The following is a 24465-nucleotide window of genomic DNA, read 5'->3' as shown; positions in this document are numbered from 1 at the left end:
CGTCTTTCAGCCTGATAACTTAAACAACAATCTTCGGAAGAATGACTCGCTTGCCGGTTTCGATTGATTCTTTGCCCGCAAGCGCCGCCTGTAAGGCGATCATTCCACGGTAGCCGTCGCACAAGTTCGGTGCGCCCGTGCGAATCGTGTGAGCGAAGCCGTCCAGTTCCCATCCATACGGTTCGTATGGAGTCATACCCGATGCGCCGCCGCCGCCGGTTGGCGCTTCACCGGAAGCGTGTGCAGCGAATGCGGATTCCGCAGCGCTTTCTTCGGATTCTTCAACGGCCGTATCAACCGAAGCTTCTTTCGCGACGTCTTCACTCCAGCCGGGTTCCCAGAAGAGATAGTATTCATTTTCTTTACTGAGAATGATCGTACCGTACGTACCCATGATTTGCTCATAGTAGTTATCAAACGAGTTTGACTGAATCGCTGAGTACGTAACCGTCCGCCCGCCCTCATATTCTAAGGTTGCATAGACGTGGTCGTTAATGTCGCGGTCGTCTGATTCGTAGACTTTCTTGAATTCAATTTCATCATCATCCGCATCGCGATATTGATCATCGAAGTCTTTTGCGACCTTGTAATGTCCGCCCGACGCCATCACCGAAATCGGCGGCTTGTCGCCGAATATCCAGTTGGTGATCGCTGTTTGGTGTGAACAAAGTTCCGTCCACAGACCGTGCGAGGTGTTGCTGTACCAACGCCAGTTGACCAGTTTATAAATGTCTTCATATCCGTATTGGGTCGGATCGAATTCATTCATCATGCTCTCAAAGTATTTTGTTTCGATGTATTTAAAGTAGTTCCAGTCAGTATTGCGGTGCCACAGCGTACGGATGTGGTAAACATTACCAAGGAGACCGTCCGTCACCATGCGGTACATATCCCAATAGAGGGGATTGTAAAAACGCTGATGGCCGACCTGCAAATTCAAGCCATACTGCTTTGAGAGTTTAATCATCTCTTGGCATTCTTCGACTGTATAGGCCATTGATTTTTCAGTGAAGACGTGTTTGCCGGCTTTCAAGGCTTGAATCGCCATCGGGCCGTGATATTTGAGCGGAGTTGCGATGATCACCGCTTCGATGTCAGCGCTTTCCAGCATGTCTTCATATCGTTCGTAAATCTGGGAATCGTCCAGATTCGGATTTAATTTACTGTCCGGGTTGCGCACATTGAAAGCGCCTATGGCGCGGTTGTCGGGGCGAATGTCGCATAGCGCGTTGATGAACACGTATTTAGGGTTCATCACATTCATCAAAATGCGGCCTTCCATACCGGTTCCGACAACGCCAACTTTGATCGGACCCGCATTGGTCGCGGTCATAGAAAATGCGCCGACCGCAGGCAAGGTTGCTGCCGCCTTCAGAAAATTCCGGCGGCCTACATCTTTTTGTTCAGCCGTTAACTGCATGATTGTATCCTTTCAATCGAATCGTTTTTTTAGATTATTTTTCTCGTCCAAACAACCATTGGTGAATCATTACATCGAAGCCTGCCATTTTTCCAGAATCGATCGTTAGCAAAGCGCCAAGCGCCAAAAACTCAATTAAGTTTTTATTGACGATAACGTAATTGCCTTCGTTTCCGATCAATTGGTTCGCGGCCCACTGAGCGTGATCTACAGAATTAATGAAGGTAGACCATTCTTCAACAGAAGAAATAGTCAATTCCCAGGGCCAGGGCGGCGTCGCGAAATAAAACATCGCTAACAATCCCATACCAACGACAATGGACATACGGGTGAACAATCCGAGCATGAGGCCCAAGCCGGCGAGAAACAGCGCCCAGGGGATGGCGACGTTTATGAAACTCATCCAGGCCGGACTCGCGGCGAACCCATGCATCATATCCGAAAATGGTCCCCAAGACACAGTTAGATAACCGGTTGCGGTCCATGACGGATGGCTTAGTTTGACGAAACCTTCGCGCAAAAAGTGCCAACCAATGGCGATACGCAAAATTACGAAGGCCGTCTGTTGTAAAGACGTAAATTGAATGCGAGACTCGTTGCCTTGCACGATGCTTATACTACCTCCAATTGTTTGGATTCCAGGTTGGCGGTAATCAGTTCTCCCTTTGAGCCGTTTTTAGGCTCGGTCAAAATGACAACCCCTACCTGGGTATGATTTTCACAATAATCTAACGTCTTCTCAACCCCCATCACGTAAAAAGCAGTAGATAATGCTTCTGCGTGAGCTGCGGTCGGCGCCGTAACATTTACGCTCATCACTTGTTCTGCGGGCCAACCGGTACGGGGATCAACGATGTGTCCATAGGTTTTTCCCTCATGCTCAAAGTGCTGTTCTTCGGCTCCCGATGAAGAAAATCCTTGGTTATATAATCGTAAGCGGGCGGCGGCTTGGCTATGATTTGCTGGATTTCGTACATCAATTTGCCAACAATCTTTCCATTCCGGCGCGCCTGACGCCAATACGCTGCTGTATCCACCATTGAGCAAAACGTCGTTAAGCCCCTTCTTTTTCGCGATACGGGACGCGTGATCGAGGGCAAAACCTTTACCGATGCTGGCTGGCGTGAGTTCCACGCCTTCTTTGGTAAAAAAAACCGTGTGCTTTTCTTCATCGAGGATGACGTTTTCCATCCCGACTGTTTCCAGCGCCTTGGCAATTTCGCTTTCTTCCGGCAGCCGCCCGCTGCGATAAAAGAACCCCCAGCAGCGGGTGAGCGGCGTTGTGGTGATATCAAATGCGCCGCCGGTTTCTTCGCTCAGTTGTTTTGAAAGTTTGAGCATCCGAAATAATTCGACGCTCACTTCAACGGGCGCAAGGTGCGCTTCGTTGTTGACGCGCTTGAGTTCAGACTCGCCTTTCCAGATGTTTAACATGCGGTCAAAGCGTCCAACTTCGTCCAGTATATCCATACCAGCGCGTCGCGCTTCAATGCCTTCATAGGAGGGATAGATGACTTCAAAACTGGTCGCCATGATGGTGCGACGCATTTTGGTATACTTGCGGTTGTGTCCAAGAAATGCGAGAGGGCGTTTAATATCGGCAACGTCAGCGACTCGATTTAAAAATTGATCAAAAGAGCCGCGAAAAAAATCCCGCCGATTATTTCCAGGTTGAAAGGTCACGCGAATTGACTCCCCAAATTCTTTACGGCCTGCATACGTCGCTTGCCGTAACGCGTACTAGAAAGTATTATAGTGTGTTATATGAAAGATTGGAGGCGGCGGCTCCATCAACTTAGCGATTCCACAAATTTTTGACCACTGCCCGGCGATTTGCCCGTTCAATCCAGCCTTCAACTAGAATCGCACCACATGTGTAAACTACGATCCCTTAGACTGAGGAACCCATGAGCGCCTCTTTGGAAAATACTGTGCCGCAAACCCAAAATACCCTGCTATCGCTTTATATGGAACTCTGTAAAGCGCGCCTGACTTTCATGGTGTTATTAACCACGCTGGCGGGTTTTTGGGTCGCCTCCGACTCAATTAATCTTGTCTTGCTCTTTTGGACGATGCTCGGCACGGCAGGCGCCGCAGCCTCAGCAAATGCCCTAAATGAGTGGTGGGAAGTCGAACTCGACGCAAAAATGAACCGCACCCGCAATCGGCCTCTGCCGTCGGGCCGCATGAATTCCATTCATGCTCTCTTATGGAGCTTAAGCGTCGGCATTGGCGGCGTGATCTTGCTCGCCATATTCGTGAACGCTCTCACGGCAATGTTGGGTGCGCTGAACATTCTGCTCTATGTGTTGGTCTACACGCCAATGAAAACACGCACCAGCCTTTGCACTCTCGTCGGCGCGGCCTGCGGCGCGATCCCTCCCATGATGGGCTGGACGGCGATTACGGGAGAACTCAACACTGGCGCTTGGATACTCGGCGCGTTTCTATTTGTTTGGCAAATCCCTCATTTTCTGGCGCTGGCTTGGATGTACAAAGACGACTACGAACGCGGCGGCTTCAAAATGTTGCCCGCATTCGATCCCAGTGGTCAACTCACGTCTAACATCGCGGCGCTATACAGCATCGCTTTGATTCCATTAGGCGCAGCGTATTTTTTAAGTGGACTCGGCGGCTGGTTTTTCCTATTGGGCGCCTTCACATTAGGCGGCGCAATGACCGCAATGGGAATGCAATTCGCCGCGTCTCGCAACCGCCAAGACGCCCGTCGTCTCTTCTTCACCAGCCTGATTTACTTGCCTCTGCTGCTCGGCCTCATGGCCATTGACCGTTCGCCAGCGATTAAATCAATTTCAGTACAGCCCAGCCAGTCGGTTGCCGTCTCGGCTGAATCCAACGACTCGCTTCATACTTCGCAGGTCATAAGTTTCAATGACTAAACGCGCCAACTTGACAGCAACAGCAACTGTAGGATGATTCACAACGGGGGATGCAACCATGCCAAACTATAAACAAATTTCAGATACAAAAAAAAACAAAAGTGAAAGCGCTTTCATTTCGGCGGGCTGGCTATTAGTGATTGCCTTTGTTCTTGTCTCCGCCATTGTCATTGCGCAAACGGTCTACCTCGTTCATTCACGCAATCAGAATATTGTCGGCGATGGACGCAATGTTGATTCTTACCGCTTTGATCTTTCAACATGCTTGGTTCCAAAAGACCAAATCGTCGCGGGCGGGGCCATCAAAGACCGCGTACCGACATTGACCGCTCCATCCTTGATGACGACGCAAGAAGTTGAAGAGTATAATGACGAAGAGCGCGGAAAATATTTGGTATCAGGCGATATCGTTTTCGGCGTAGAAATCAACGGCGAAGCGCGCGCCTATCCGATGCGCGTCTTGGTTTGGCATGAAATCGCCAACGATTTCGTCGGCGGCGTCCCCATTGCTGTTGCGTATAATTATCTCACAGACAGCGGCGTGGTTTATAACCGCAATGTTGGTGATGAAACACTGAACTTTGGCTTCAGCGGGTTGTTGTATAATTCAAACTCGCTCTTTTACGACAAGCGCGGCTCTCAAGAAGAAGAAAGCCTTTGGAGCCAATTGTTGGGCAAAGCCGTAACCGGCCCCGCAGCAGCAGCGGGGAAGACGCTCGAAGTCATCCCATGCCAGCGCGTCCAATGGAGCGTCTGGAAAGCCATGCACCCCGAAACAAAAGTATTAGGGTTCGACCCACTTCTGATTAAGCGATACCAGTCAAATCCCGGCGGTCCGTATTTTGGTTCCGATTCACTTTATTTCCCGGTTGAACCGCTGCCGCAAAATTCAAAATGGGCGAAAAAGACCCCCGTCACCATTGTCTCAATTGGCGACGAACGCCGCGTCTATCCACTGCCTGTCATTGATGAAAAAACCAAACCGGGTTCAGAATGGTCTGATACAATCAACGGCGTCGAAGTCAAATTTACCTTTCATCCTTCGCCCGACAGCGTCATCGTTGAGGCGGACGACCCGACGCTCAAAATTCGCCATGCCGCCTGGTTCGCCTGGTATTCCATGTTCCCGGACGACGTTGTTGTGCAATAAAAAAGAAGGCGTTCAATTGAACGCCTTCTTAGTTTCCAACAGAAAGTCTTGTTCTTGTTAATTTAGAATAACGACCAGTCTTTGACCGAAACATCTACATCGCCAACCACCAAACGTCCAAAGCCTGAGGTGCCGCCGCTCCATAGAATTTCCGCCGCGCCGTCAGGGAAACCTTCTGGTACGTACATGTTGATTGCAGCAAATGAAGCAGCATCCCAGTTGTCTTCGTCACCAGCAACGCCCTGAAGTTCATCAATTTCATGTACGTTAATCTGATAGGAAGATAAAAAATCGCCTTCAATACCATCGCCATTGGGATCTAATGCAACAGAATGAATCGCAACCCATGCAGTCGCATCAATAAATTCTCCATCGTTACGGCTTTGCCACTTCGGCAATGAAAGGACTGCAACATAAGGCACTCCATCTGCGGCAGCCGCATCAATTAAATTCCACTTCATGTATTTATCGATTTCGGCCACATCTTCTGCAGGGTCAATTTGTGGATCCCAAAGATCAGGAATGTCTTGGAAGAAATCCTCTTGCGTGCCAGCCGTACGGAAAAAGCGATACAAACGATCATCGCTGCCAGGAAAACCATTAGCGAAAATCCATTCTTCTTCACCGAATGTAACTGGAGCGCTGGTTGCGCCGCCTGTACCGACGCCGCCTCGTTGTTCTTGTCCTCGGTGCGTCTGGATAGTCCAACTCGCGCCGCCGTCATTGCTGGTGTAATACATCACACCGCCAGCATCAATCCAAAAACGGGCTGCGGTCGTCATTACTTTGTTATTGCCGCTGCCTTTCACATTGATAGATTGAATTCGCCAGGCGCGATAATGCAGGTTGCCTGCGTTGGTTGAATAGATTGGAGGGTCTTGTTCTGGATACGTAAAAACAACTTCTGGTCCAGTGAATGTATCACCATCTGGCGTGTAGCGAAGGATTTTATGTTTGTCTACTAAATACAAAAATCCATCGTCATCAGCAGCAATATGCGGCCATTGCTCTGTTAATTGCCAGCTACGGTCAGATTCAGGCCCATCGGGATGAGTTCCGGTCACTTTTTGCTTATAATATTCTGTATCCTCAGCAGGAAGAAAATCCAATTTCAAAGCAACTCCCATAAAAGAACCATCGACTGGACTAATCCAGAGAACCGAACGATCAGGAAATTTCTCTGCTATTGCAATGTCTTCTGGCGCAGGGTCTGCTTCATTGACGCCATTTTCAACTAAAAGCAACATCAAACGATCAGCATCATACCGAATCAGCGTACTGAAAAAGTCCATTTCATTTGAGCCATCATGCTCCCAGTTTGTTCCTTGTTCGGCGCGTAACCAAGGATATTCTTCACTCTCCTCAGTCCACAAAAATTCCCAGGCTTTCGTAATCGGATAATCTTGTGCATTTACGAACGATACACAAACAATCGTACCGAGTATTACCAGAAAAATACGTTTCATAAGTGGTCTCCTAATGGATTTAAAGTTTAAACACTCTTTGGCAATTCAAATAAAATTGAATTTGCAAAATCGAAAAGCCCCTGTCTCACCTCCAGTCGTAAACACCTTTTCTTATGATTAGCAATAAATGCTAGATTAGTATATACTACAATGAAAATTTTATTCAATAGAACTCACATTATTTTGAGGTAACAAAATGAATATCAATCGGCGGTCATTAATCACTTCTGCGGCGGCGCTTGGAGCCGCCTCACTCGCGCCTCAATCCATTGCCCAAGCCGCGCAAAAACAACGAATCAAACTCAGCATTTCGAGCTACTCGTATTGGCATTTTACCAAGACAAAGTATCCCATCGAATCGGTTATCGACCGGGCGGCGGAACTGGGCGTCGAAGGCGTCGACGTGCTCCATCGCCAGATGCAAAGCGAAGACAACGCCTATATGCAGAAGATCAAAAAACACGCGTTCCAAAATGGAATCGACTTAATCTGTCTGTCCATCCACCAGGATTTCGTCTCTCCCGACGCCGAAGAACGCAAGAAACATATCGAACATACCAAACATTGCATCGAACTCGCCTACGCGATGGGCATCCCCTGTATCCGCCTGAATTCAGGCCGGTGGGGAACCATCAAATCGTTTGACGACCTGATGGCGGCGCGTGGACTCGAACCGCCGCTCGACGGCTATGGCGAGGACGACGCGTTCAAATGGTGCATTGATTCCATCGAACAATGCTTGCCCAAAGCGGAAGAATGCGGCGTTTTGCTCGCCCTCGAAAACCACTGGGGACTTTCGCGAACGCCGGAAGGCATGTTGCGCATTTTTAACGGCGTCGATTCGCCTTGGCTGACGTTGATGATGGACACTGGCAATTTCCTCGAAAATCCTTACGACAAGCTCGCTCAAGTGGCTCCGTACGTGTCGTTCGTTCAGGCAAAAACCTACTACGGCGGCGGCGAGTGGTACACACTGAATATCGACTACGACCGCGTCGCGTCTATCTTAAAAGCGGTGGACTATAACGGATACGTCTCAATTGAGTTTGAAGGGAAGGAAAGCGCCGATACTGGCGTTTCCAAAAGCGTAGAACTGCTTAGAAAATCGTTTTCGTAATTTAGAATATTCTATTGAAATGATAACCCCGGTGAGATATCTCTTGCCGGGGTTTGATTTTAGCTGACCATTAACAGAATCATAAATAAAATGATCCAGACGCCGTCGAGGAAGTGCCAATACATGGCGCTATATTCAACGCCTGCATGGTTCGCTTGCGTATATTTGTTTCTGTATGCGGATGTCAGCACAAACGCCATCATTATCAGCCCGCCGATGACATGCGCCGCGTGAAGTCCGGTCAGCATATAAAACAAAAACAAGTACAAATTGTTGACCATTTTGAAATCAGCGATCAGCAAGCGAAACCAATTAAAACTTTGCGCGGCTAAAAACAATAAGCCCAACGCAAAGGTCGCGGTCAACGCTAGTTTCATCTGCTTCATGGCGCCAGCGCGAGCGTATTGAATCGCCGCCTGAATCGCGATGCTGCATGCAATAATAATGATCGTGCTGAGCCACAGTGTTTGGGGCAGGCTGGGGGAACCGGGCGGAGGCCAGACTTCAGCGCGGAGCCGGATAACGACCAGCCCCATAATGCTGGCGACGAACAACATCGACAGCGACGCCATAAAGATAATCATGCCGAGTTTTCCAGCGCCGGGGATCGCTTGCGCTTTCGGGTCGAGCGATGAAGAGTTCAATGTTGATGCAGGTTCGTTTTCATCCATGATTATTTGTTAATCATTGGCGCGTAGTTTTCAATCATGTTCGGTTGATATTGTAGCGTATCCATCAGCGCAAATACAAGAAATAACGTAACAAAAACCAGCGACGCGATAAAGACAAACGAATTGACGGGCTTGTCCCAGAACAGGTGCATAAAAAACAACACCACCAGCGAGGCTTTCAGGGTTGCAATCCCCATCGCTAAAAACAGGTTGCCTTCACTGCCAAGATCAACATAGGTCGCTGAGACCGTCAGGTAGGTCAAGATCATCAGCGTGATGCAAACCGCCGCCAATATCCATAAAGGGGCAGCGTGAGGTTCGTTATGATTGTGAGAAGAACTGCTCATGTTTCGGTCTCCTTACTGACCATGTTCGATCAGTGAATCAGGTACAAAAGCGGGAACAAATAAATCCAAACCAAGTCGACGACGTGCCAGTATAAGCCGACGCAATCTACGGCGAGATAGTTTTTCTCGTTGAAATCGCCGCGAATTGAGCGGCGTAAGATCCAACCGATCGCCGCCATTCCCGCCAGAACGTGAACGCCGTGTAATCCTGTCATGGCGAAGTAGATGCCGAAAAAGATATGGACGTTTTTCGGCGAATGATCGACATAATGTCCGCCCGTTTCGACCTTCGCTAATCCGGCAGGGCCTTGGGGCGCGTCAGGAATTTTAGAGTGCTCTATTTTAAAGCCCTCACTATCTCCCGCTGCGGTTTCGGCTTCTTGTGTAGGTTCTTCTGTGTGCGAATCTTCTGTTATCGAAATTTCATCCGTATGCGCTACAACATCTGCGTGTTCGGCATCTGCGCCGTGGGCGCCTTCACCGTCTTCGGCCTCATGTGCGCCGTGTTCGACGGGATTGTAATGCGTCCCCCACAACAGGCCGTCGTGCCATTTGTGTTGATATTCAATAAACTTTACGCCGAGAAATCCGCAAGCGCAGAGCAGAGTAATAATCAAATTCGCAATCAACAGTTTTCGCTGATTGAGCTGTGCGCAACGCACCGCCCACGCCATAGTGAAACTGCTGAAGATCAGAATCACCGTATTAAGACCGCCCCAGAATTTATCAAGAAACTGATGCGCGTAGATAAATATTTCTGGATGGTTGGCGCGATACACCGCATACGCACAGAACAAGCCGCTGAACAGCAGGATTTCCGTCGCCAGGAACAACCACATCCCTAACTTGCCAGAATCAAACTGCTGCTCCTCCGTATCAAAGTGATGCGCCAGATACGGATTGTGATCGTGTTCGTGCTCGCCGTGATCTTTTTTTTGTTCTTCGACGGCTGATTGCGTCATTGTTCTTCCTCAGTACGGGGTTATGCGGACGAGCCCGCCGCCGCGCTTTTCTTTACGAAGCCTTCGATTTTTGCGTCATACTCCCAATCCGAATAATCGTATGGATCGGATGCAGTTGGCGTTTCTTTAAAGTTCTCATGAATCGGAGGCGTACTGGTTTGCCAGTCTAATGTTGCGGCCCCCCACGGATTGTCAGGCGCCTTTTTGCCTCTAAACAAAGAGTGAACGAGATAGCCAGCGACCATGAAAAATGAAATGGCCATTAAATATGAACCAAGTGTTGATAAGAAATGATAAATCCAGAAAACGTCAAGATAGTTATAATAGCGGCGCGGCATTCCGTGGCTTCCCATCACAAATTGAGGGAAGAAGGTCAAATTAAAACCGACGAACATCAAAAACGCGGCGATGCGCCCCATCAAATCGCTATACATCACACCGAACATTTTGGGCCACCAGTAATGAATAGCGCCGACAAAAGCGATCATGGCGCCCACCATAACATAGTGGAAGTGAGCAACCACGAAGTAAGTATCATGTAAGTGAACGTCGGTCGCGAGCGTCGCCAGAAACAATCCCGTCAATCCGCCGATGCCAAAGATAAATATAAACATCAGCGCATAGCACATCGGCGTTTGCAGGCTGATTGACCCTTTGTACATGGTCGCAAGCCAGTTAAACACCTTGATTGCTGAGGGAATCGACACGCTAAACGTAAGTAGGCTGAATATAAAACTCGCTAGAACTGACTGCCCGCTGGTAAACATGTGGTGTCCCCAAACCAGGAAGCCAAGAATCGCAATGGCTAAACTGCTGTATACAATAAAATTGTATCCAAAAATGTGTTTGCGGCTGAACGTCGGAATCAATTCGCTGATAACGCCCATCGCCGGTAAGATCATGATATAAACCGCCGGGTGCGAATAGAACCAGAAGAAGTGCTGATAAAGAACCGGGTCGCCGCCCAGCGATGGATCAAAAATACCAACGCCCAATAATCGCTCAATAATTAAAAGTAAAATGGTGATGCCGACCACTGGCGTCGCTAAGACCTGGATCAACGCAGTTCCATAAAGCGCCCATAAAAATAGCGGCATCTTGAACCAACCCATTCCAGGAGGCCGTAGCATGTGAATGGTGACAATGAAGTTTAATCCGGTGAAAATCGAGCTAAATCCAAGTATGAATGCAGCCACAGTCACTGGAATCACAGCAGTCGATGTTGTCGTACTATATGGGGTATAGAACGTCCACCCGGTATCAACGCCGCCCATGACAATTGCGATTACCGCGAAAATGGCGCCAACGACATAAAAATACCAACTGGCTAAATTCAATCGGGGAAACGCGACGTCTTTTGCGCCCAACATTAGCGGTAAGGCGAAATTGCCGAACACCGCAGGAATGCCGGGAATAATCACCATAAAGGTCATGATGATGCCGTGCAGCGTAAACATTTTGTTATAGGTATTCGCGTCCATCATGGTGGGGCCGGCGGTAATCAATTCCGTCCGCACCAACAAGGCGAACACGCCGCCTAAGAAAAATGTCGATAAAATCGAAATCAGATAGAGAACAGCAATTCGCTTGTGATCGAGCGTAACCAACCACGACATGATACCTTTACTGTGCGTGATATAATTATCGCCGTGAACTGGCTCTGACGGATTGGCGGATGGTGGCAAGGTCGTTGTAACCATTGTTACTCGTCCTTCAATGTTTTAATGAATTCGATGATCGCTGTAATTTCTTTATCTTTTAACTTGCCTTGGTATGTCGGCATGATTGCGTCAAATCCCTTGCGGATTTTCGCATTGGGATCCATGAGAGATTCGCGAACGTAATTCTCATCGACCACAACGCTTGAACCATCTCGCAATGGCTCCGTTTTTCCCCAGATGTTTTTGAATGTCGGGCCATCGTTGGCAGTACCGTCAATGGAGTGGCACTGTGCGCATCCACGAATTTTGTAAAGTCTTTCACCTGCCTCAGCAGGCGGCATACGGTCAACAAAATTTGACGCGTCTTCGAGCCACACTTCAAAGTCGCCTTTTTCATGAACAAATACGGTTGAGATCATATTCGAGTGGTCCGTTCCGCAATATTCTGCGCAAAATAATGGATACTCACCAGCCTGTGTCGCCTGGAACCAGACGTTGTTATAACGCCCGGGAACCGCATCCATCTTCAACCGAAAGGCAGGAATATAAACGCTATGGGTTACGTCGTCCGAGGTGATGACCAGCTCAACCGGAGTCTCAATCGGCGCATGCAAATCGCCGTCGATGTATCCGTTGGGATATTGAAAATTCCAGTTCCACTTTTGCCCGATAACGAGAATCCGGTAGGAGTTCTGCGGCGGTGTTCTCATGTCAACATAGGCCTGAAAGCCCATATAAAACATGATGATGACGAGAATGAAGGGAATCACGCTCCACGTCACTTCAAGCGCAGTGCTATGCGACGCGGTTTGTTGTTCTTTATGCCCTTCGCGCCGACGGTAGAGAACAACGAATAACGTCATGCAAAAAACGATGCCGACGAAAAAGAACACGCTGAGCCAATAGATGTAGTAGAATACAACGTCCACGCCGCCTGCCATGGTGGAAGCCTGTGGCGGCATCCAAAATGTCCCGCCGCTTTGAGCCTGAATTAGCACCTCGTTCAATAGACCATTGATCATTATGAATTTCCTTCAATCGGCTTTGCCGTTTGCGCTTTGCGGTTTTTCATTTCACGCGACCAGAACACGATCAACATCACGCCCAGCGAACACGCGACCAAGCCGCCGCCGAGCCTCATCACGCCCATTGCGGCGACGGAGTAGGCGCCTGCATCTGGATCGTAATGGAAACAAGAGAGAAAAAACTGGTCAACCATAGTACCAATTTTTCCTTCTGACGCTTCGACCAGCGACAAGCGCAAAGTCTTCGGTTCATATTCGATCCCGCCCAGATAACGAGAAACCCGCCCATCAGGCGTTATAATCATAATCGCGGCGCCGTGCGCAAATTCCTTGCGGCGCTCAATCCATTTGTAGCCGAATCCGACGGAATCCGCTAACGTCCGAATGTTTTTTTCTTTTCCTGATAAAAAATGCCATCCCGGTGCGGCTTCGGGTTTTCCAAATTCTTTTATGTAACTTTGCTTTTTGATCTTGGCCAATTTAGGCGTTTCAAGCGGATCAATACTCACGGTTACGATTTCGAAATCTTCGCCAACATTCAGCGAAATTTCCTGCATGGATTCAAGCAGTCCGTTCAAAACCAAACCGCAAAGCATCGGGCACCGGTAATAGACTAAGGTCAATATGACCGGCTTGTCGTTTTTGAAATATTGCTCCAGCTGAACCGTATTATCGTTTTCGTCTTTAAATTCCAATTGCAGAGGAAGCGGCGCTTCCAGTTTTTCGGTAATCCCGACGCCTTCTAATTCAGCGGGAAGCGGGTCGCTGTTTTCGCCGACGCCTGTCTCGCTGACAACAGCGCCAACCGGCGTCACGAAAAGCGTGAGCAACGCCAACATAAATACGCAGAGTTGAATCGACAATAATCGTTTCATAGATTTCATACTTCACCCCCTGTTTACGAAAACCATCTCCCCCGATTCAAACGACTGAACCCGATGGCGTTTCGGAAAGCAGAACCTGTTTTTAGCGTGTACTGGATGTCGAGTTCGATGAAGAAACGCTTTCGCGGACGATAATGTCCATTGCGACGTCGATGGGAACTTTATAGACGCCTTTGTCTTTATCAATAGTATAGCCGTTCAAAATTTCCATTTGATCGGCTGTTAAACTCTCATATTCCGCATGAGGCTGTTGAACGACTTTGCGTTGAAATTCTGCTTTGGCATAATTGAAATACCAAACCTGAATCAAAATGATGATTAAAGCGGTCAATAACACAGAAATCACGGCGACTATCGAGATCACCGGTATATTCAAATCATTATGGGTATTGTTCACGTCAGTCATTGATTCACCTTACGCATTTTCAAACATGAGCGATTCGCCAATACGCGGGTCTTTAATCGGAGTTAAAGCCGTACCGCGCGCCCAATTCGCGAACGAAGCAACATACAAACCGCCAATACCAATCAAGCAGCCCAGGTCATAGATGCTAAGCGGGACTTGATCAACAACGCCAATCGCTTTTGCGAATTCAGGCATGACCAACCAATAGATATCAATCCAATGCGCAACCAACATCCAAATCGCCCAGAATAATAAAATGTTTCGACGGCGTTTTGGTTTGCGCGAAAGTAAACCAAAGAAGGGAATAAAGAAATGGCCAAAAATCAAGAAGAGAGAAACATAGCCCCACTGGCCGCTCTGGCGAATCAAATACCAGCCCGTCGTTTCTGGTTTGTTTGCATACCAGTACAGCATATATTGCGAGAAGGCAATGTACGCCCAGAATACAGTAAACGCAAATAAGAATTTGCCGAGATCGTGATAATGCTCAACGGTAATCACCCGGCGAAGCCGACCGCTTTTTTGCAACAGGATCGAGATTACGCTCATCGAAGCGAAGACCGCGATCATGCTTCCAGAAAAATAATACACGCCGTACATGGTGCTATACCAATGCGGGTCTAGCGACATCAGCCAATCAAATGAAGCGAAGGTCAACGTCAAGGCAAAAAGAAAAAGCGCGACTCCGCTGACTTTTTCCATCTGCAATGAGAGATTGACATCGCCGGATTGATCTTGTTGTTTGGATTTTGTGAAGTAGAAAAGCGCCAATCCACACCAGACAACAAAATAAATCACTACGCGAAACAGGAAAAAAGAAACATTCAGATAGGGAAGTTTTTGTGAAACGATCGGATCATGAATCATGTGTTCCGTATCGGTCCAATGATAGAGCGATGTCAAACCAAATAGAATTGGAATAAATAACACGGCTAAAAGAACAACGTTCGACGCGAGAATTTCCGCGATACGCCGAACAACGATGCTCCACCCGGCGCGAGTAATATGCTGGATGGCGACAAAACCCAGGGCGCCAAGCGTAATACTCAAGAAAAACGCATAACTCACCAGGTATGAAAAATAGACGTTCTGCAAATTGCCCGTAACAAAACCGGCTGCAAAGGTCAGCGCCAAAACAATCAGTCCAACGCCGCCTGCAACTTTGGTCAGTTGAAGGCCCAAGCCTTCTAAATGACAGCGTTCTTCTGATAACTGGGCGGGATCAACAAGCGCCACGATTGACTCCTCGATAATTACAACCGGCTTTGCCGGTGTTAGTTCTGATCTGACAACACGTCTTGCGGGATGTCTTCCAATGCTGCGTTCTGACTGCGCTGTAAAGCCCGCACATACGCAACCACCGCCCAGCGGTCTTTCGGCGAAAGTTTGTCGCGATAAGAGGGCATAGTGCGGATGCCATTTGTAATGGTGTTGAATATGTGACCATTATCACGGTTGCGTATTTCATCGGTATGAAACGATGACGGCTGAATCCAGGCGGGTTGTTGCAATTGTTCTGCGCGTTTATTCACCATGCCGTCGCCGAACCCGGCGTAACCATGACAAATCGCGCAATTGATTTCGTATTTTTCTTCGCCGCGTTGAATCAGAAGGTCCGTAACGGGAACGGGGTAGTCTTTCACCCATTCCTCTCCAACGGCTCCAGTATGAAACCCGTCGGCTAGATCCAATTCGCCTCGCGCAACCGTGCCATCAACTTGAGGGCGCATCGCGCGGCGGTCAGCAAAGAGAACGCTGTACTGCTGCGACTTCATACGCGGCTGATTGTCCATATTTTGGATCAGGTGAATACGCGGCATTTTAGACGTAGTGACGCGCGCTTTTGATATTAGCGCCACAGGAATCGCCGCAACAATCAGCGCAATGACGGCGCCGCAAATTATCCAGGCGCGGACGCTCATAATTAGTCCTCCACCGTTTCAACGGCCGCGCCGCCAAATGAATCCAGCAACTGGCGCGTCTGTTCGAGATTAAATTTTGGATCGCGCGCCTCAATCACGAGAAAGAAACGGTCATTGGTCGCTCGTAAAAAGCGTTCGTTTGAAAATAACGGATGATAGTGCATCGGCAAACCATTGAGGGCAAACAAACCGCCCACCGCAGTTAACGCACTAAGCAGAATCGTCAGTTCAAAGATAATTGGGATATTGGCGGGTAGACTGAACATCGGCTTACCACTGATAATAATTGGATAGTCTACAGCATTCATGTACCACTGCATCAACAACCCAACGGTCGCGCCGATGATTCCCGCGCACAAAACAAACCAGGGAAGAATGGTCGGTTTAATGCCCATGGCGCCGTCCATCCCGTGAATGGGGAAGGGGCTGTGGCAGTCCCATTGGGTGTAACCAGCGTCGCGAACTTTCTCGGCGGCGGAGCGAAGATCGTCCACTTCCTCAAATTCGACCAGAAAGCCGTATAGTTTTTTCTCGTCACTCATCTTATAAAACCCAATCGCGAAATTCGCGTTTTAATCTTCTTTATGCGCTTCAGGAACATCGCCGTGATAATCGCCCGCGCCTCTGTGGTGACCATGTTCAAGATGCGAACCCGGCAGAACTGTTTTGACTTCCGCCATCGCGATCGCCGGCAAGAAGCGCAAGAACAATAAGAAACAGGTAAAGAACAAGCCGAAACTGCCAGCGAAGGTCAGGATATCAACCATCGTCGGGTAATACATATCCCAACTGGATGGTAAGAAGTCGCGGCTTAGTGATGTGACGACAATAACGAACCGCTCGAACCACATGCCGACATTAACGCAATTGGCGACAATAAACGTAATCAGAATGTTCGTCCGGCAATATTTGAACCAAAGAACCTGCGGCGCAATCACGTTACAGAAAATCATAATGAAGTACGCCCAATAATAGGGGCCCATCGCGCGATTCAAAAATGTAAACAGTTCAAACTTATCTGCGCTGTACCACGCCATAAAAAATTCAACGCTATAGGCGTAACCCACGATGCAACTTGTGAATAAGAGAACCTTGTTCATGTTCTCAATGTGCCGCAGGGTAATAATCTCTTTTAAATTCAAAAAATGACGCGTCGGGATAATCAGCGTTAACACCATCGCGAAGCCGCCGAAGATCGCGCCTGCAACAAAGTAGGGCGGGAAAATGGTGGTATGCCAGCCCGGCAACTGCGCGACAGCAAAGTCAAAACTAACCACCGAGTGTACGGAAAGAACCAGCGGCGTCGCCAATGCGGCAAGCAACAGATAGGCGACTTCGTGGCGGTGCCAATGACGGTGAGAGCCGCGCCAACCGAGTGATAATAATCCATACGAGAATTTACGAATCGGATGTTTGGCGCGGTCGCGCAATGTTGCGAGATCAGGAATCATCCCGACATACCAGAACATCACCGAGACGGTCGCATAGGTGCTGACTGCGAACACGTCCCATAGCAATGGACTACGGAAGTTCGGCCACATCTGCATCGCGTTCGGGTAAGGGAACAGGTAAAACGCCAACCATGGACGACCAATGTGGATGCCAGGGAAGATGCCCGCGCACATAACCGCAAAAATCGTCATCGCTTCCGCGAAACGGTTGATGCTGGTGCGCCATTTTTGACGGAACAAAAACAGAATCGCCGAAATCAACGTGCCTGCGTGGCCGATGCCGACCCAGAAGACGAAGTTAATAATGGCGAAGCCCCAGCCGACGGGGTTGTTTACGCCCCAGACGCCGACGCCCGTCCAAAACAGATACGCAATCATTAAGCCCAACACGCCTAAAAATGAGAGAGAGGCGCCTAACATCACAAACCAGGTTTGCGATGTCTTGGGGTCTTCAACGATCGAGCAGACCTTCTCCGTCACCGTAGTAAATGTATTACCGCCGGTGATCAGTTCGGTCCGTTGTCGCGGATCGTTCTGGGTATTATCGATTTCACGAATGGTTGTCGTGACCATGGTCCTCGTGCGTCTCCTCACTGGCGCTAGCCAATGCAGGGTGTGGATTTCGAATCTTGGCTAAATATGTCAGTCGCGGCTTCAAGTAGAGGACATCCAAAATGCTGTAATTGCGCGAATCATTGGTCTTTTTCGTGACCCGGCTGTTCTCATCATTGAGATCGCCGAACGTAATTGCCTTTGTCGGACAGGCCTGCTCACAAGCAGTGACAATTTCACCATCCCGGATCGGACGGCGGTTGTTCTTCGCGTCGATCTTCACTGCTTCAATCCGCTGCGTGCACATGGTGCATTTTTCCATAACGCCGCGCATCCGAACCGTGACTTCGGGATTCATACGAAGTTTTTCGACTTCTTTCAAACCATAATTGAAATTGAAGAAATTAAAGCGCCTTACTTTGACAGGGCAGTTATTTGAACAATAGCGAGTACCAACGCAACGGTTATACACCATCACGTTTAAACCTTCATCATTATGCACTGTGGCCTGAACCGGGCAAACTTGCTCGCAGGGCGCATTTTCACAGTGAACGCACGTCATGGGTTGCGGCGTAACTGTGGGTTTGTCGGGGTCGCCCTTGAAATAGCGGTCAACGCGAATCCAGTGCATTTCGCGGCCCCAAGTCACTTGTTCTTTACCGACGATAGGGATGTTATTTTCCGCTTGACATGCAGTAACGCAGGAGTTGCAACCAGTGCATTGGTTGAGATCAATGGTCAGGCCCCATTTGTGGTTGGGGTATTCATGCGGCTCCCACACATCCAGTTTTGGGTAGTGAGCGCCTACTTCCTTGGCGAATTCAGGGTTGTCTTTGTACTCAGGTAAATCGCCTTCTTGAATCAGCTTGCCCGCGCGGTAATTGCGCTCTTTCATGCCGATATCATCAATAGCGTGGTGGTCTTGGGTAGCGGCAAGAGCATATTTCTTGCCCGTCTTTTTCAGCGTAACGCCTTGCAGTATATCTTCGCCGCTTGGACGAACGATATATGTATTTACGCCAACGCCGTCAGCGATGCGTCCGCCGTGAGTCCGACCGTACCCCAGAGCAAGGGCGGCAGTATGCGGCGCCATGCCGGGCGTCACTGAAACCGGCGCTTCAATTGTACGTTCGCCGACGGTAATTTCGACAACGTCTTCTTCATGCAACTGAAGCGCGTCAGCGGTAGAGGGCGCAATCAATACTGCATTGTCCCAGGTTAGTTTCGTAATAAAATCAGGCGTTTCTTGAAGCCAACCGTTATTGGCGAAGCGCCCGTCATAGACAAACAAATCTTCGTACAGATTTAACTCAAGCCCATCGCCTGTCTCGCGATCAGCGAAACTGGAAAGCGCTTGCAAGCCAGCGACGTTGATTGCCGGAGCGCGTTTTTCAAAAGCGCTGTCCGCAACCACTCCATCATGCAAAAACGTCCGCCACTCTTTTTCAGACGGCTTATATCGGCTGTCTTCAAATGTTTTGCGAACAATGTCATAGGCGCGCAGCGGTTCATCTTCGAGCATCGCCCCCAATATCTCACACGGCGTCTTTCCGCCGAATAGGGGAGCAATCAATGGCTGGACAGACGAGATGGTTCCGTCATAACTGCGGGCGTCGCCCCAGGATTCCAACATGTGAGCGCGTGGAACGTGCCACTCGCACAAAGTTGAAGTTTCATCCCGATATAAACTCAAGTGAATCGTGTGTTTTGCCTTAGACAATACGCTCGCGAAATTAAGTTCCACTGGCGCATCAAACGCCGGATTGCCGCCGAGAATCACCAGCGTATCGACGCTGCCGCCACTTAAAGCGCCCGCGAGGTCAGCAATAGATTGCTGATGCGTGGGGCGCAGAGGCTCTGGAGCAGGAGCGAATTGTACTGACGTTCCTGCATTGCCCAGAACATGGTTGAGAACATTCGCAATCGCATGAACGGAAGCAGACTGGCGCGGTCCCGCCAGAACCACCGCTTCGCCTTGATGATGAATGAGGTCGTCAACCAAAGCGCCAAATACGTCAGCGGGGAAATGCGTTTCAGGAATGGACGAATAGATTGTTTTTAATTCAGATAAATTGTTCGTAGAATGAAGTGAATCGTGTTGAAGGATTCGCGCAATTAACGCTTGCGCAAAGGCTTCGATTTGTCCGGCAGGCATCGCAACACGATGGTCAGCCATCGCGCCAGTTGAAGTGAACATCGCCTCGACGGTATAGAGGCGGTTCATAAACGCGCCGTCGGGGTCTCTTGTTTCCGCCCAACTTTTCGCCAGAGCAAGTGCTGAGGGATGCGTACTAAGAAAGTCATTATCTAAACTGAGAATGACCTTGGTTTTGTTGAAATCAGGTAGAGGACGATAGGGCTGCCCGAACGCTGCGCGGGCGCCTTCGCGCTCATTGTCATCGCTGATAGCTTCGTATTCAAACCATTTTGATTGAGGGAATTGCTCTTCCACTTTTTTGCGCAAACGCATGATCGTCGGCGACGCTGTGGCTTCGCTCAAGAAGCACAATCCCGCTCCGTTTTTGCCACGCAATTCCGCGCCGTGATTTTCAATGAATTCGGACCACTGCTCCCACGACTTTGAAACAACTTGCTTACCAGTTTGATAGATCACCGCTTGGCTTCGGTCTGGATCATACATCTCCAAAACGCTGGCTAATGCCTGTGGAGAAGCGCCGCCGAGGCTGTTGGGATGACCGGGATTGCCTTCGACTTTGATCGGCCGACCGTCAACGCTTTTCGCTAACAAGCCGGTTGCGACGCCGCCTTTTTCCATTGAAGTAGCGAAAAAGACTGGCTTGCCCGGCGTACGATTATCAGGACGGTGCGCATACGGAACGATTTTTTCTTCCGGCCAGCGGCATGAGGTCAACCCCGCTAATGCAAACGAAGCCGCCATCACCTTAAGAAACGAGCGCCGATCTTCACCCATTAGGGTGTCGGCGTTATTGGGAAACTCCCGGCGAACGAATTCCTGGAAATCGGGCGTATCCGCCAGCTCGTTCAGGCTGCGCCAGTAGTCTTGTCCATTTTTATTGTTTTGTTCTATCGATGGCATGTCGAGCAATCCGTCGAGGGATTTAATTTATAAAGTTCCTTGATTCGCGCCCCAATGACCACCTGGTCTTCTTCCGGGACCCAATCAAGGTCGTAAACCGCATCAAGCGGTCGTAAGTGCTGTTCGGGATTTCGGTGACAATCGAGACACCAGCCCATGCTCAGCGTCTCTTCTTGCGCGACGACTTCCATCTTATCGACGCGACCATGGCACGAAACGCAACTGACGCCGCGTGTAACGTGGGCGCTATGGTTGAAGTAGACATAGTCTGGTAAATCATGGATGCGGACCCACTCCACTGGCATCCCCGACGCAAAACTATCGCGCACCGCCAGCAATTTCTCACTGTCCGGGCGAATATTCGCATGGCAATTCATGCACGTTTGCGTTGGCGGGATCGACGCATGCTTGGATTGATCCACAGTATTGTGACAATACCGGCAATCAATGCCTAACTCGCCAGCGTGCAACGCATGACTATACGGAACCGGTTGCTTGGGCGCATACCCTACATCTGTTGTCGAAGGTGCAAATCCGTAGTAGAGAAGAAACAAGAAGTAAGCAGGTATTAAAGCCGCAACGCCAACCACCGGTCGAAGGTTATTCGACCATTTAGGAAATTTAAATGTTGACATATATAAGATATTTCTTTATCTAAGTTTGCTGCTTAGAAAGATACCCTAAACGGTCAAGAATGCAAGTGGCAGATCAAAAATAATTCAACTTTTTAATTTTTCACCACCCTCGATAAAGCATTTATAAAGTTTACTATTTCTATAATATTTAAGGCTCTCACATGCATATTTTCTTGTCAAGACTACATTTTCAATCGACGGAACCGATAACAGAAGAGAGCACTCAATGTTGGTATATAAAACTACTTATTGTTTTCCACATCATTTGTTCTATTATACTTAGTGTAACTTGATTGCAATGATTCAGTGTATTCAAATTAAGGCGTAGGAATGAAAAAAACGCTAGTTCACGCAATGGATGCCTTCAAAACCCATCTTGTCGAAACAGAACGGCGGGCTGAAAACACCATTGAAAATTATTTGCGCGACCTGAAATTTTTACGGCGTTACCTTGCAGAATCCGGCTATGACCCGCTCGATTCAGAAAGTGATGAACTGGACTTCGCTCTCACACGAATTGATTCACTGGCGTTGCGCGGCTTTATCACCTATATGGTAGACCGCAACCAAACGCCCCGGTCAATCAATCGCCGATTATCCAGTTTGCGAATGTTTTTCAAATTTTTAATCCATCGAGGCTGGATCGAAACCAATCCAATCGAAACCATTCGATTTTTAAAACAAAACAAACGCCTGCCCGTTTTTCTCGATCAGAACCAAGCCCAAAATCTGGTTGAACACCCGAAGGCGAAAAATGAAAAAGAACACGCTCTCGCATTACGCGACCGCGCCATGTTGGAAGTGTTGTACGCCACTGGAATGCGGGTTTCTTCGCTTCAGTCGTTGAATTTGGCTGACCTTGATGTAGGGCGGGCAACCATCCACATGCGCGCCAAAGGGGGCAAACGCCTGACCGCACCGCTCAGCGAACCTGCCATGGAGGCATTACGCAATTATTTCAGCGTCCGTACGCAACTACTGAACGGGCCCGTTTCCAAGCGTCACCCAAAAGACCCAAATGCGTTATTCGTCGGACGATTCGGCGAGCGTCTTTCCGCCAGAGCCGTCCAATTGCGCTTAAAAAAGTTCTCGTTAGCATTGGGGCTTGGCAAAACCACGCCGCACACGCTTCGTCATTCCTGCGCAACCCATTTGCTCGAAAACGGCGCTGACCTACGCTTCGTACAAGAACTTCTCGGCCACAGCAATCTTTCGACAACTCAACACTACACCCACGTCACTCTTTCACACATTCAAGACGTTTATCAACATTCCCACCCGCGATCCAAAAAATAACGCCCGATCTATTTACAAAAAAGAAAGCGGCGCATGAAGCGCCGCCTATATAAGGAGAACTACGTATCCGATGGTCGGGACCGTTTTTTTATCTTGGGGGAATCCACTGAAACGACTGATGCAGACTGCTGAAACCATAATAATGATGATACGCAACCATGCCCAACACCGCCGCAAACGCTAACACCGTCAACCATCCCAACGCGGATTTCATTTGCTGTTCATGGCTTGAACGAGCGGATTTATAACGCTGTTGCAACACAAATTTGTGTTCATCAAGCGACGCCTTGGCTTGCTCTTTCTTCTTAGCGGAGGAATAAGCGGCGCCGCTTTTTACCAACCGCATTCGCGCATGAAGCAGACGGCGGTCAACGTCTCTAAGCAAACTCGACGGGTGGCTACCTTTGATGTACATGCGGTTTGAGGGCAATAGGTCGCACATGACGTGATCCCTGAGCTTTTGCGCTTCATGGGTGTAACCATCGCCTTTTAATAACATACGCTGCGCCCGGGTCAGAAGATCAATCGCCTGTTGTTCAATTCTCCGCTGGTCGGACGTGAGTGACGGAGCGGGTTTCTTTAGTGCGATCATTATAATTCACTCCTTCTATACACGCTGCAATCATGTTTTACAAAATATAGCATATCTTAATTACCAAATCAAGTAATTTTTATTGACTTGCAGCATTTCTGGTTTATTTCTTTACAGTATTCCCGTTTTCTGTTATTTATGGTGTAAAGAACTCTCTCGTGTCTTCACTATTCAAGACGCATACTTGGAATAGAAAGCTTCATACGGGCTACAAATTGCACGTATACATTACATATAGAATGGGTTTATGGTGACTGGATGGGTTGTTTACGCCGGGAATCGACAGCCTTACGCTTTTAATTTTTTTGACAGAGAATTACCGTTACACTCGTATTGATAGAAAACAGAGATGCAGGAGCCAAACATGGAAGACAATAAACCCAATCTAGACCAAGACGACATTCAACCGAAATCCTCACTTTGGGGGAAAATTCGCCTCGTCGCCACAGGCGTTCTGCTTCTTCTGCTCGGAATTTTCCTGGCGATGAATTTTGTATCGGTTACCGTTTGGTTTTTTGGATTCAACTTCAACATGCCGCTAATCGTGCTCGCGTCGCTTTGCTTTTTTGTCGGCGCACTCTGCGGATGGATTGGCGAAATCATGTACCGCAAACGACTGGATGACGAATAAACAAAATACGATACATAAGGAGCCGCCTACATGACACGCCCGACCAAACTCACAGATGAGAAAATTCAAGAGAAATTGAACGGGATTGAAGGCTGGACATTCACAGACGGCAGGCTCCATCGCGACTTCAAATTTAAAGATTTCACCGAAGCCTTCGCCTTCATGGCCCGTATTGCGCTATATGCAGAGAAAATGGACCATCATCCCGATTGGTCGAACGTCTACAACAACGTCGCCATTGACCTTGCCACACACGACGCAGGCGGCGTCACCGAGTTAGATTTTAAACTCGCCGCCTTAATCAACGCCATTCTTTAAC

General features: G+C 48.8%; 24 protein-coding genes. 6 read left to right on the top strand and 18 right to left on the bottom strand.

What is annotated here, in order from left to right; all coding sequences use genetic code 11:
- Positions 1–19: 19 nt before the first annotated feature.
- The 3 genes from P9L94_18245 to P9L94_18235 are packed head-to-tail and all read right to left on the bottom strand — an operon-like array spanning position 20 to position 3103.
- Complete coding sequence (locus P9L94_18245) at positions 20–1420, bottom strand: Gfo/Idh/MocA family oxidoreductase (GenBank protein MDP8246030.1); 1401 nt, start codon at positions 1418–1420, stop codon at positions 20–22.
- A gap of 34 nt (positions 1421–1454) precedes the next feature.
- Positions 1455–2027: a DoxX family membrane protein gene (locus P9L94_18240; GenBank protein MDP8246029.1), complete on the bottom strand. Its 573-nt coding sequence runs from the start codon at positions 2025–2027 to the stop codon at positions 1455–1457.
- Between the two features lie 5 nt (positions 2028–2032).
- Positions 2033–3103 (bottom strand): FAD:protein FMN transferase, encoded by a 1071-nt coding sequence (locus P9L94_18235; protein MDP8246028.1) that lies wholly within the window; start codon positions 3101–3103, stop codon positions 2033–2035.
- 224 nt (positions 3104–3327) lie between these two features.
- Between P9L94_18235 and cyoE the strand changes: the two genes are divergently transcribed.
- The gene (cyoE, locus tag P9L94_18230) at positions 3328–4320 is read left to right on the top strand and encodes a heme o synthase (GenBank protein ID MDP8246027.1); all 993 of its coding nucleotides are present in this window, start codon (positions 3328–3330) and stop codon (positions 4318–4320) included.
- Between the two features lie 58 nt (positions 4321–4378).
- Positions 4379–5470 (top strand): DUF3179 domain-containing (seleno)protein, encoded by a 1092-nt coding sequence (locus P9L94_18225; protein MDP8246026.1) that lies wholly within the window; start codon positions 4379–4381, stop codon positions 5468–5470.
- 62 nt (positions 5471–5532) lie between these two features.
- Here the strand turns inward: P9L94_18225 and P9L94_18220 are convergent, their stop codons facing one another.
- Positions 5533–6936: a hypothetical protein gene (locus P9L94_18220; protein MDP8246025.1), complete on the bottom strand. Its 1404-nt coding sequence runs from the start codon at positions 6934–6936 to the stop codon at positions 5533–5535.
- A 196-nt stretch (positions 6937–7132) separates the two neighbouring features.
- Here P9L94_18220 and P9L94_18215 point away from each other — a divergent pair, with 196 nt between their 5' ends.
- On the top strand, positions 7133–8053 hold the full coding sequence (locus P9L94_18215) for a sugar phosphate isomerase/epimerase family protein (protein ID MDP8246024.1): 921 nt from the start codon (positions 7133–7135) through the stop codon (positions 8051–8053).
- Positions 8054–8112: 59 nt separating this feature from the next.
- Here the strand turns inward: P9L94_18215 and P9L94_18210 are convergent, their stop codons facing one another.
- From P9L94_18210 to P9L94_18150, 13 genes are all read right to left on the bottom strand, one after another.
- Positions 8113–8724: a cytochrome c oxidase subunit 3 gene (locus tag P9L94_18210; protein MDP8246023.1), complete on the bottom strand. Its 612-nt coding sequence runs from the start codon at positions 8722–8724 to the stop codon at positions 8113–8115.
- 2 nt (positions 8725–8726) lie between these two features.
- A complete protein-coding gene (locus P9L94_18205) occupies positions 8727–9071 on the bottom strand; it encodes a cytochrome C oxidase subunit IV family protein (protein ID MDP8246022.1) in 345 nt (114 codons plus the stop codon).
- 29 nt (positions 9072–9100) lie between these two features.
- Positions 9101–10033: a cytochrome c oxidase subunit 3 family protein gene (locus tag P9L94_18200; GenBank protein ID MDP8246021.1), complete on the bottom strand. Its 933-nt coding sequence runs from the start codon at positions 10031–10033 to the stop codon at positions 9101–9103.
- A 20-nt stretch (positions 10034–10053) separates the two neighbouring features.
- Positions 10054–11733 (bottom strand): cbb3-type cytochrome c oxidase subunit I, encoded by a 1680-nt coding sequence (locus tag P9L94_18195; GenBank protein ID MDP8246020.1) that lies wholly within the window; start codon positions 11731–11733, stop codon positions 10054–10056.
- A gap of 2 nt (positions 11734–11735) precedes the next feature.
- Positions 11736–12716, bottom strand: a complete 981-nt coding sequence (coxB, locus tag P9L94_18190; protein ID MDP8246019.1) for a cytochrome c oxidase subunit II — start codon at positions 12714–12716, stop codon at positions 11736–11738.
- Positions 12716–13603: an SCO family protein gene (locus tag P9L94_18185; GenBank protein MDP8246018.1), complete on the bottom strand. Its 888-nt coding sequence runs from the start codon at positions 13601–13603 to the stop codon at positions 12716–12718. Before P9L94_18185 ends, coxB begins: the two co-directional genes overlap by 1 nt.
- Before the next feature lie 82 nt (positions 13604–13685).
- Entirely contained in the window at positions 13686–14009 is a 324-nt protein-coding gene (locus P9L94_18180) for a hypothetical protein (protein ID MDP8246017.1), read from the bottom strand.
- A 9-nt stretch (positions 14010–14018) separates the two neighbouring features.
- Positions 14019–15245 (bottom strand): hypothetical protein, encoded by a 1227-nt coding sequence (locus P9L94_18175; protein ID MDP8246016.1) that lies wholly within the window; start codon positions 15243–15245, stop codon positions 14019–14021.
- 38 nt (positions 15246–15283) lie between these two features.
- A complete protein-coding gene (locus tag P9L94_18170; GenBank protein ID MDP8246015.1) occupies positions 15284–15931 on the bottom strand; it encodes a cytochrome c in 648 nt (215 codons plus the stop codon).
- Between the two features lie 2 nt (positions 15932–15933).
- A complete protein-coding gene (locus tag P9L94_18165) occupies positions 15934–16473 on the bottom strand; it encodes a DUF3341 domain-containing protein (GenBank protein MDP8246014.1) in 540 nt (179 codons plus the stop codon).
- A 30-nt stretch (positions 16474–16503) separates the two neighbouring features.
- Positions 16504–17955, bottom strand: a complete 1452-nt coding sequence (nrfD, locus tag P9L94_18160; protein MDP8246013.1) for an NrfD/PsrC family molybdoenzyme membrane anchor subunit — start codon at positions 17953–17955, stop codon at positions 16504–16506.
- A complete protein-coding gene (locus tag P9L94_18155) occupies positions 17933–20992 on the bottom strand; it encodes a TAT-variant-translocated molybdopterin oxidoreductase (protein MDP8246012.1) in 3060 nt (1019 codons plus the stop codon). The genes nrfD and P9L94_18155 overlap by 23 nt, the downstream gene beginning before the upstream one ends.
- Positions 20980–21627: a cytochrome c3 family protein gene (locus tag P9L94_18150; GenBank protein ID MDP8246011.1), complete on the bottom strand. Its 648-nt coding sequence runs from the start codon at positions 21625–21627 to the stop codon at positions 20980–20982. The genes P9L94_18155 and P9L94_18150 overlap by 13 nt, the downstream gene beginning before the upstream one ends.
- Before the next feature lie 330 nt (positions 21628–21957).
- On the opposite strand from P9L94_18150, the gene P9L94_18145 reads away from it, so the two are divergent.
- Positions 21958–22923, top strand: a complete 966-nt coding sequence (locus tag P9L94_18145; protein MDP8246010.1) for a tyrosine-type recombinase/integrase — start codon at positions 21958–21960, stop codon at positions 22921–22923.
- An 88-nt stretch (positions 22924–23011) separates the two neighbouring features.
- On the opposite strand, the gene P9L94_18140 is transcribed toward P9L94_18145, so the two are convergent.
- The gene (locus P9L94_18140) at positions 23012–23515 is read right to left on the bottom strand and encodes a hypothetical protein (protein MDP8246009.1); all 504 of its coding nucleotides are present in this window, start codon (positions 23513–23515) and stop codon (positions 23012–23014) included.
- Positions 23516–23879: 364 nt separating this feature from the next.
- Between P9L94_18140 and P9L94_18135 the strand changes: the two genes are divergently transcribed.
- Both P9L94_18135 and P9L94_18130 read left to right on the top strand, forming a co-directional pair.
- Positions 23880–24146 (top strand): LapA family protein, encoded by a 267-nt coding sequence (locus P9L94_18135; protein ID MDP8246008.1) that lies wholly within the window; start codon positions 23880–23882, stop codon positions 24144–24146.
- Between the two features lie 30 nt (positions 24147–24176).
- Positions 24177–24464: a 4a-hydroxytetrahydrobiopterin dehydratase gene (locus tag P9L94_18130; protein MDP8246007.1), complete on the top strand. Its 288-nt coding sequence runs from the start codon at positions 24177–24179 to the stop codon at positions 24462–24464.
- Position 24465 lies beyond the last annotated feature (1 nt).

The organism is Candidatus Hinthialibacter antarcticus, from assembly GCA_030765645.1.
Taxonomy (GTDB): Bacteria; Hinthialibacterota; Hinthialibacteria; order Hinthialibacterales; family Hinthialibacteraceae; genus Hinthialibacter; species Hinthialibacter antarcticus.
The sequence above is the reverse complement of the archived record's forward strand: the minus strand, read 5'-3'. Positions and strand labels throughout refer to the sequence as shown.

What these genes read in the sequence shown, in the direction of transcription:
- P9L94_18155 (MDP8246012.1), bottom strand. Translation starts at nt 20,992, where the DNA reads ATGCCATCGATAGAACAAAACAATAAAAATGGACAAGACTACTGGCGC.
- cyoE (MDP8246027.1), top strand. Translation starts at nt 3,328, where the DNA reads ATGAGCGCCTCTTTGGAAAATACTGTGCCGCAAACCCAAAATACCCTG.
- P9L94_18170 (MDP8246015.1), bottom strand. Translation starts at nt 15,931, where the DNA reads ATGAGCGTCCGCGCCTGGATAATTTGCGGCGCCGTCATTGCGCTGATT.
- P9L94_18210 (MDP8246023.1), bottom strand. Translation starts at nt 8,724, where the DNA reads ATGGATGAAAACGAACCTGCATCAACATTGAACTCTTCATCGCTCGAC.
- P9L94_18145 (MDP8246010.1), top strand. Translation starts at nt 21,958, where the DNA reads ATGAAAAAAACGCTAGTTCACGCAATGGATGCCTTCAAAACCCATCTT.
- P9L94_18130 (MDP8246007.1), top strand. Translation starts at nt 24,177, where the DNA reads ATGACACGCCCGACCAAACTCACAGATGAGAAAATTCAAGAGAAATTG.
- P9L94_18165 (MDP8246014.1), bottom strand. Translation starts at nt 16,473, where the DNA reads ATGAGTGACGAGAAAAAACTATACGGCTTTCTGGTCGAATTTGAGGAA.
- P9L94_18225 (MDP8246026.1), top strand. Translation starts at nt 4,379, where the DNA reads ATGCCAAACTATAAACAAATTTCAGATACAAAAAAAAACAAAAGTGAA.
- nrfD (MDP8246013.1), bottom strand. Translation starts at nt 17,955, where the DNA reads ATGGTCACGACAACCATTCGTGAAATCGATAATACCCAGAACGATCCG.
- P9L94_18180 (MDP8246017.1), bottom strand. Translation starts at nt 14,009, where the DNA reads ATGACTGACGTGAACAATACCCATAATGATTTGAATATACCGGTGATC.
- coxB (MDP8246019.1), bottom strand. Translation starts at nt 12,716, where the DNA reads ATGATCAATGGTCTATTGAACGAGGTGCTAATTCAGGCTCAAAGCGGC.
- P9L94_18220 (MDP8246025.1), bottom strand. Translation starts at nt 6,936, where the DNA reads ATGAAACGTATTTTTCTGGTAATACTCGGTACGATTGTTTGTGTATCG.
- P9L94_18215 (MDP8246024.1), top strand. Translation starts at nt 7,133, where the DNA reads ATGAATATCAATCGGCGGTCATTAATCACTTCTGCGGCGGCGCTTGGA.
- P9L94_18205 (MDP8246022.1), bottom strand. Translation starts at nt 9,071, where the DNA reads ATGAGCAGTTCTTCTCACAATCATAACGAACCTCACGCTGCCCCTTTA.
- P9L94_18150 (MDP8246011.1), bottom strand. Translation starts at nt 21,627, where the DNA reads ATGTCAACATTTAAATTTCCTAAATGGTCGAATAACCTTCGACCGGTG.
- P9L94_18135 (MDP8246008.1), top strand. Translation starts at nt 23,880, where the DNA reads ATGGAAGACAATAAACCCAATCTAGACCAAGACGACATTCAACCGAAA.
- P9L94_18245 (MDP8246030.1), bottom strand. Translation starts at nt 1,420, where the DNA reads ATGCAGTTAACGGCTGAACAAAAAGATGTAGGCCGCCGGAATTTTCTG.
- P9L94_18195 (MDP8246020.1), bottom strand. Translation starts at nt 11,733, where the DNA reads ATGGTTACAACGACCTTGCCACCATCCGCCAATCCGTCAGAGCCAGTT.
- P9L94_18185 (MDP8246018.1), bottom strand. Translation starts at nt 13,603, where the DNA reads ATGAAATCTATGAAACGATTATTGTCGATTCAACTCTGCGTATTTATG.
- P9L94_18200 (MDP8246021.1), bottom strand. Translation starts at nt 10,033, where the DNA reads ATGACGCAATCAGCCGTCGAAGAACAAAAAAAAGATCACGGCGAGCAC.
- P9L94_18140 (MDP8246009.1), bottom strand. Translation starts at nt 23,515, where the DNA reads ATGATCGCACTAAAGAAACCCGCTCCGTCACTCACGTCCGACCAGCGG.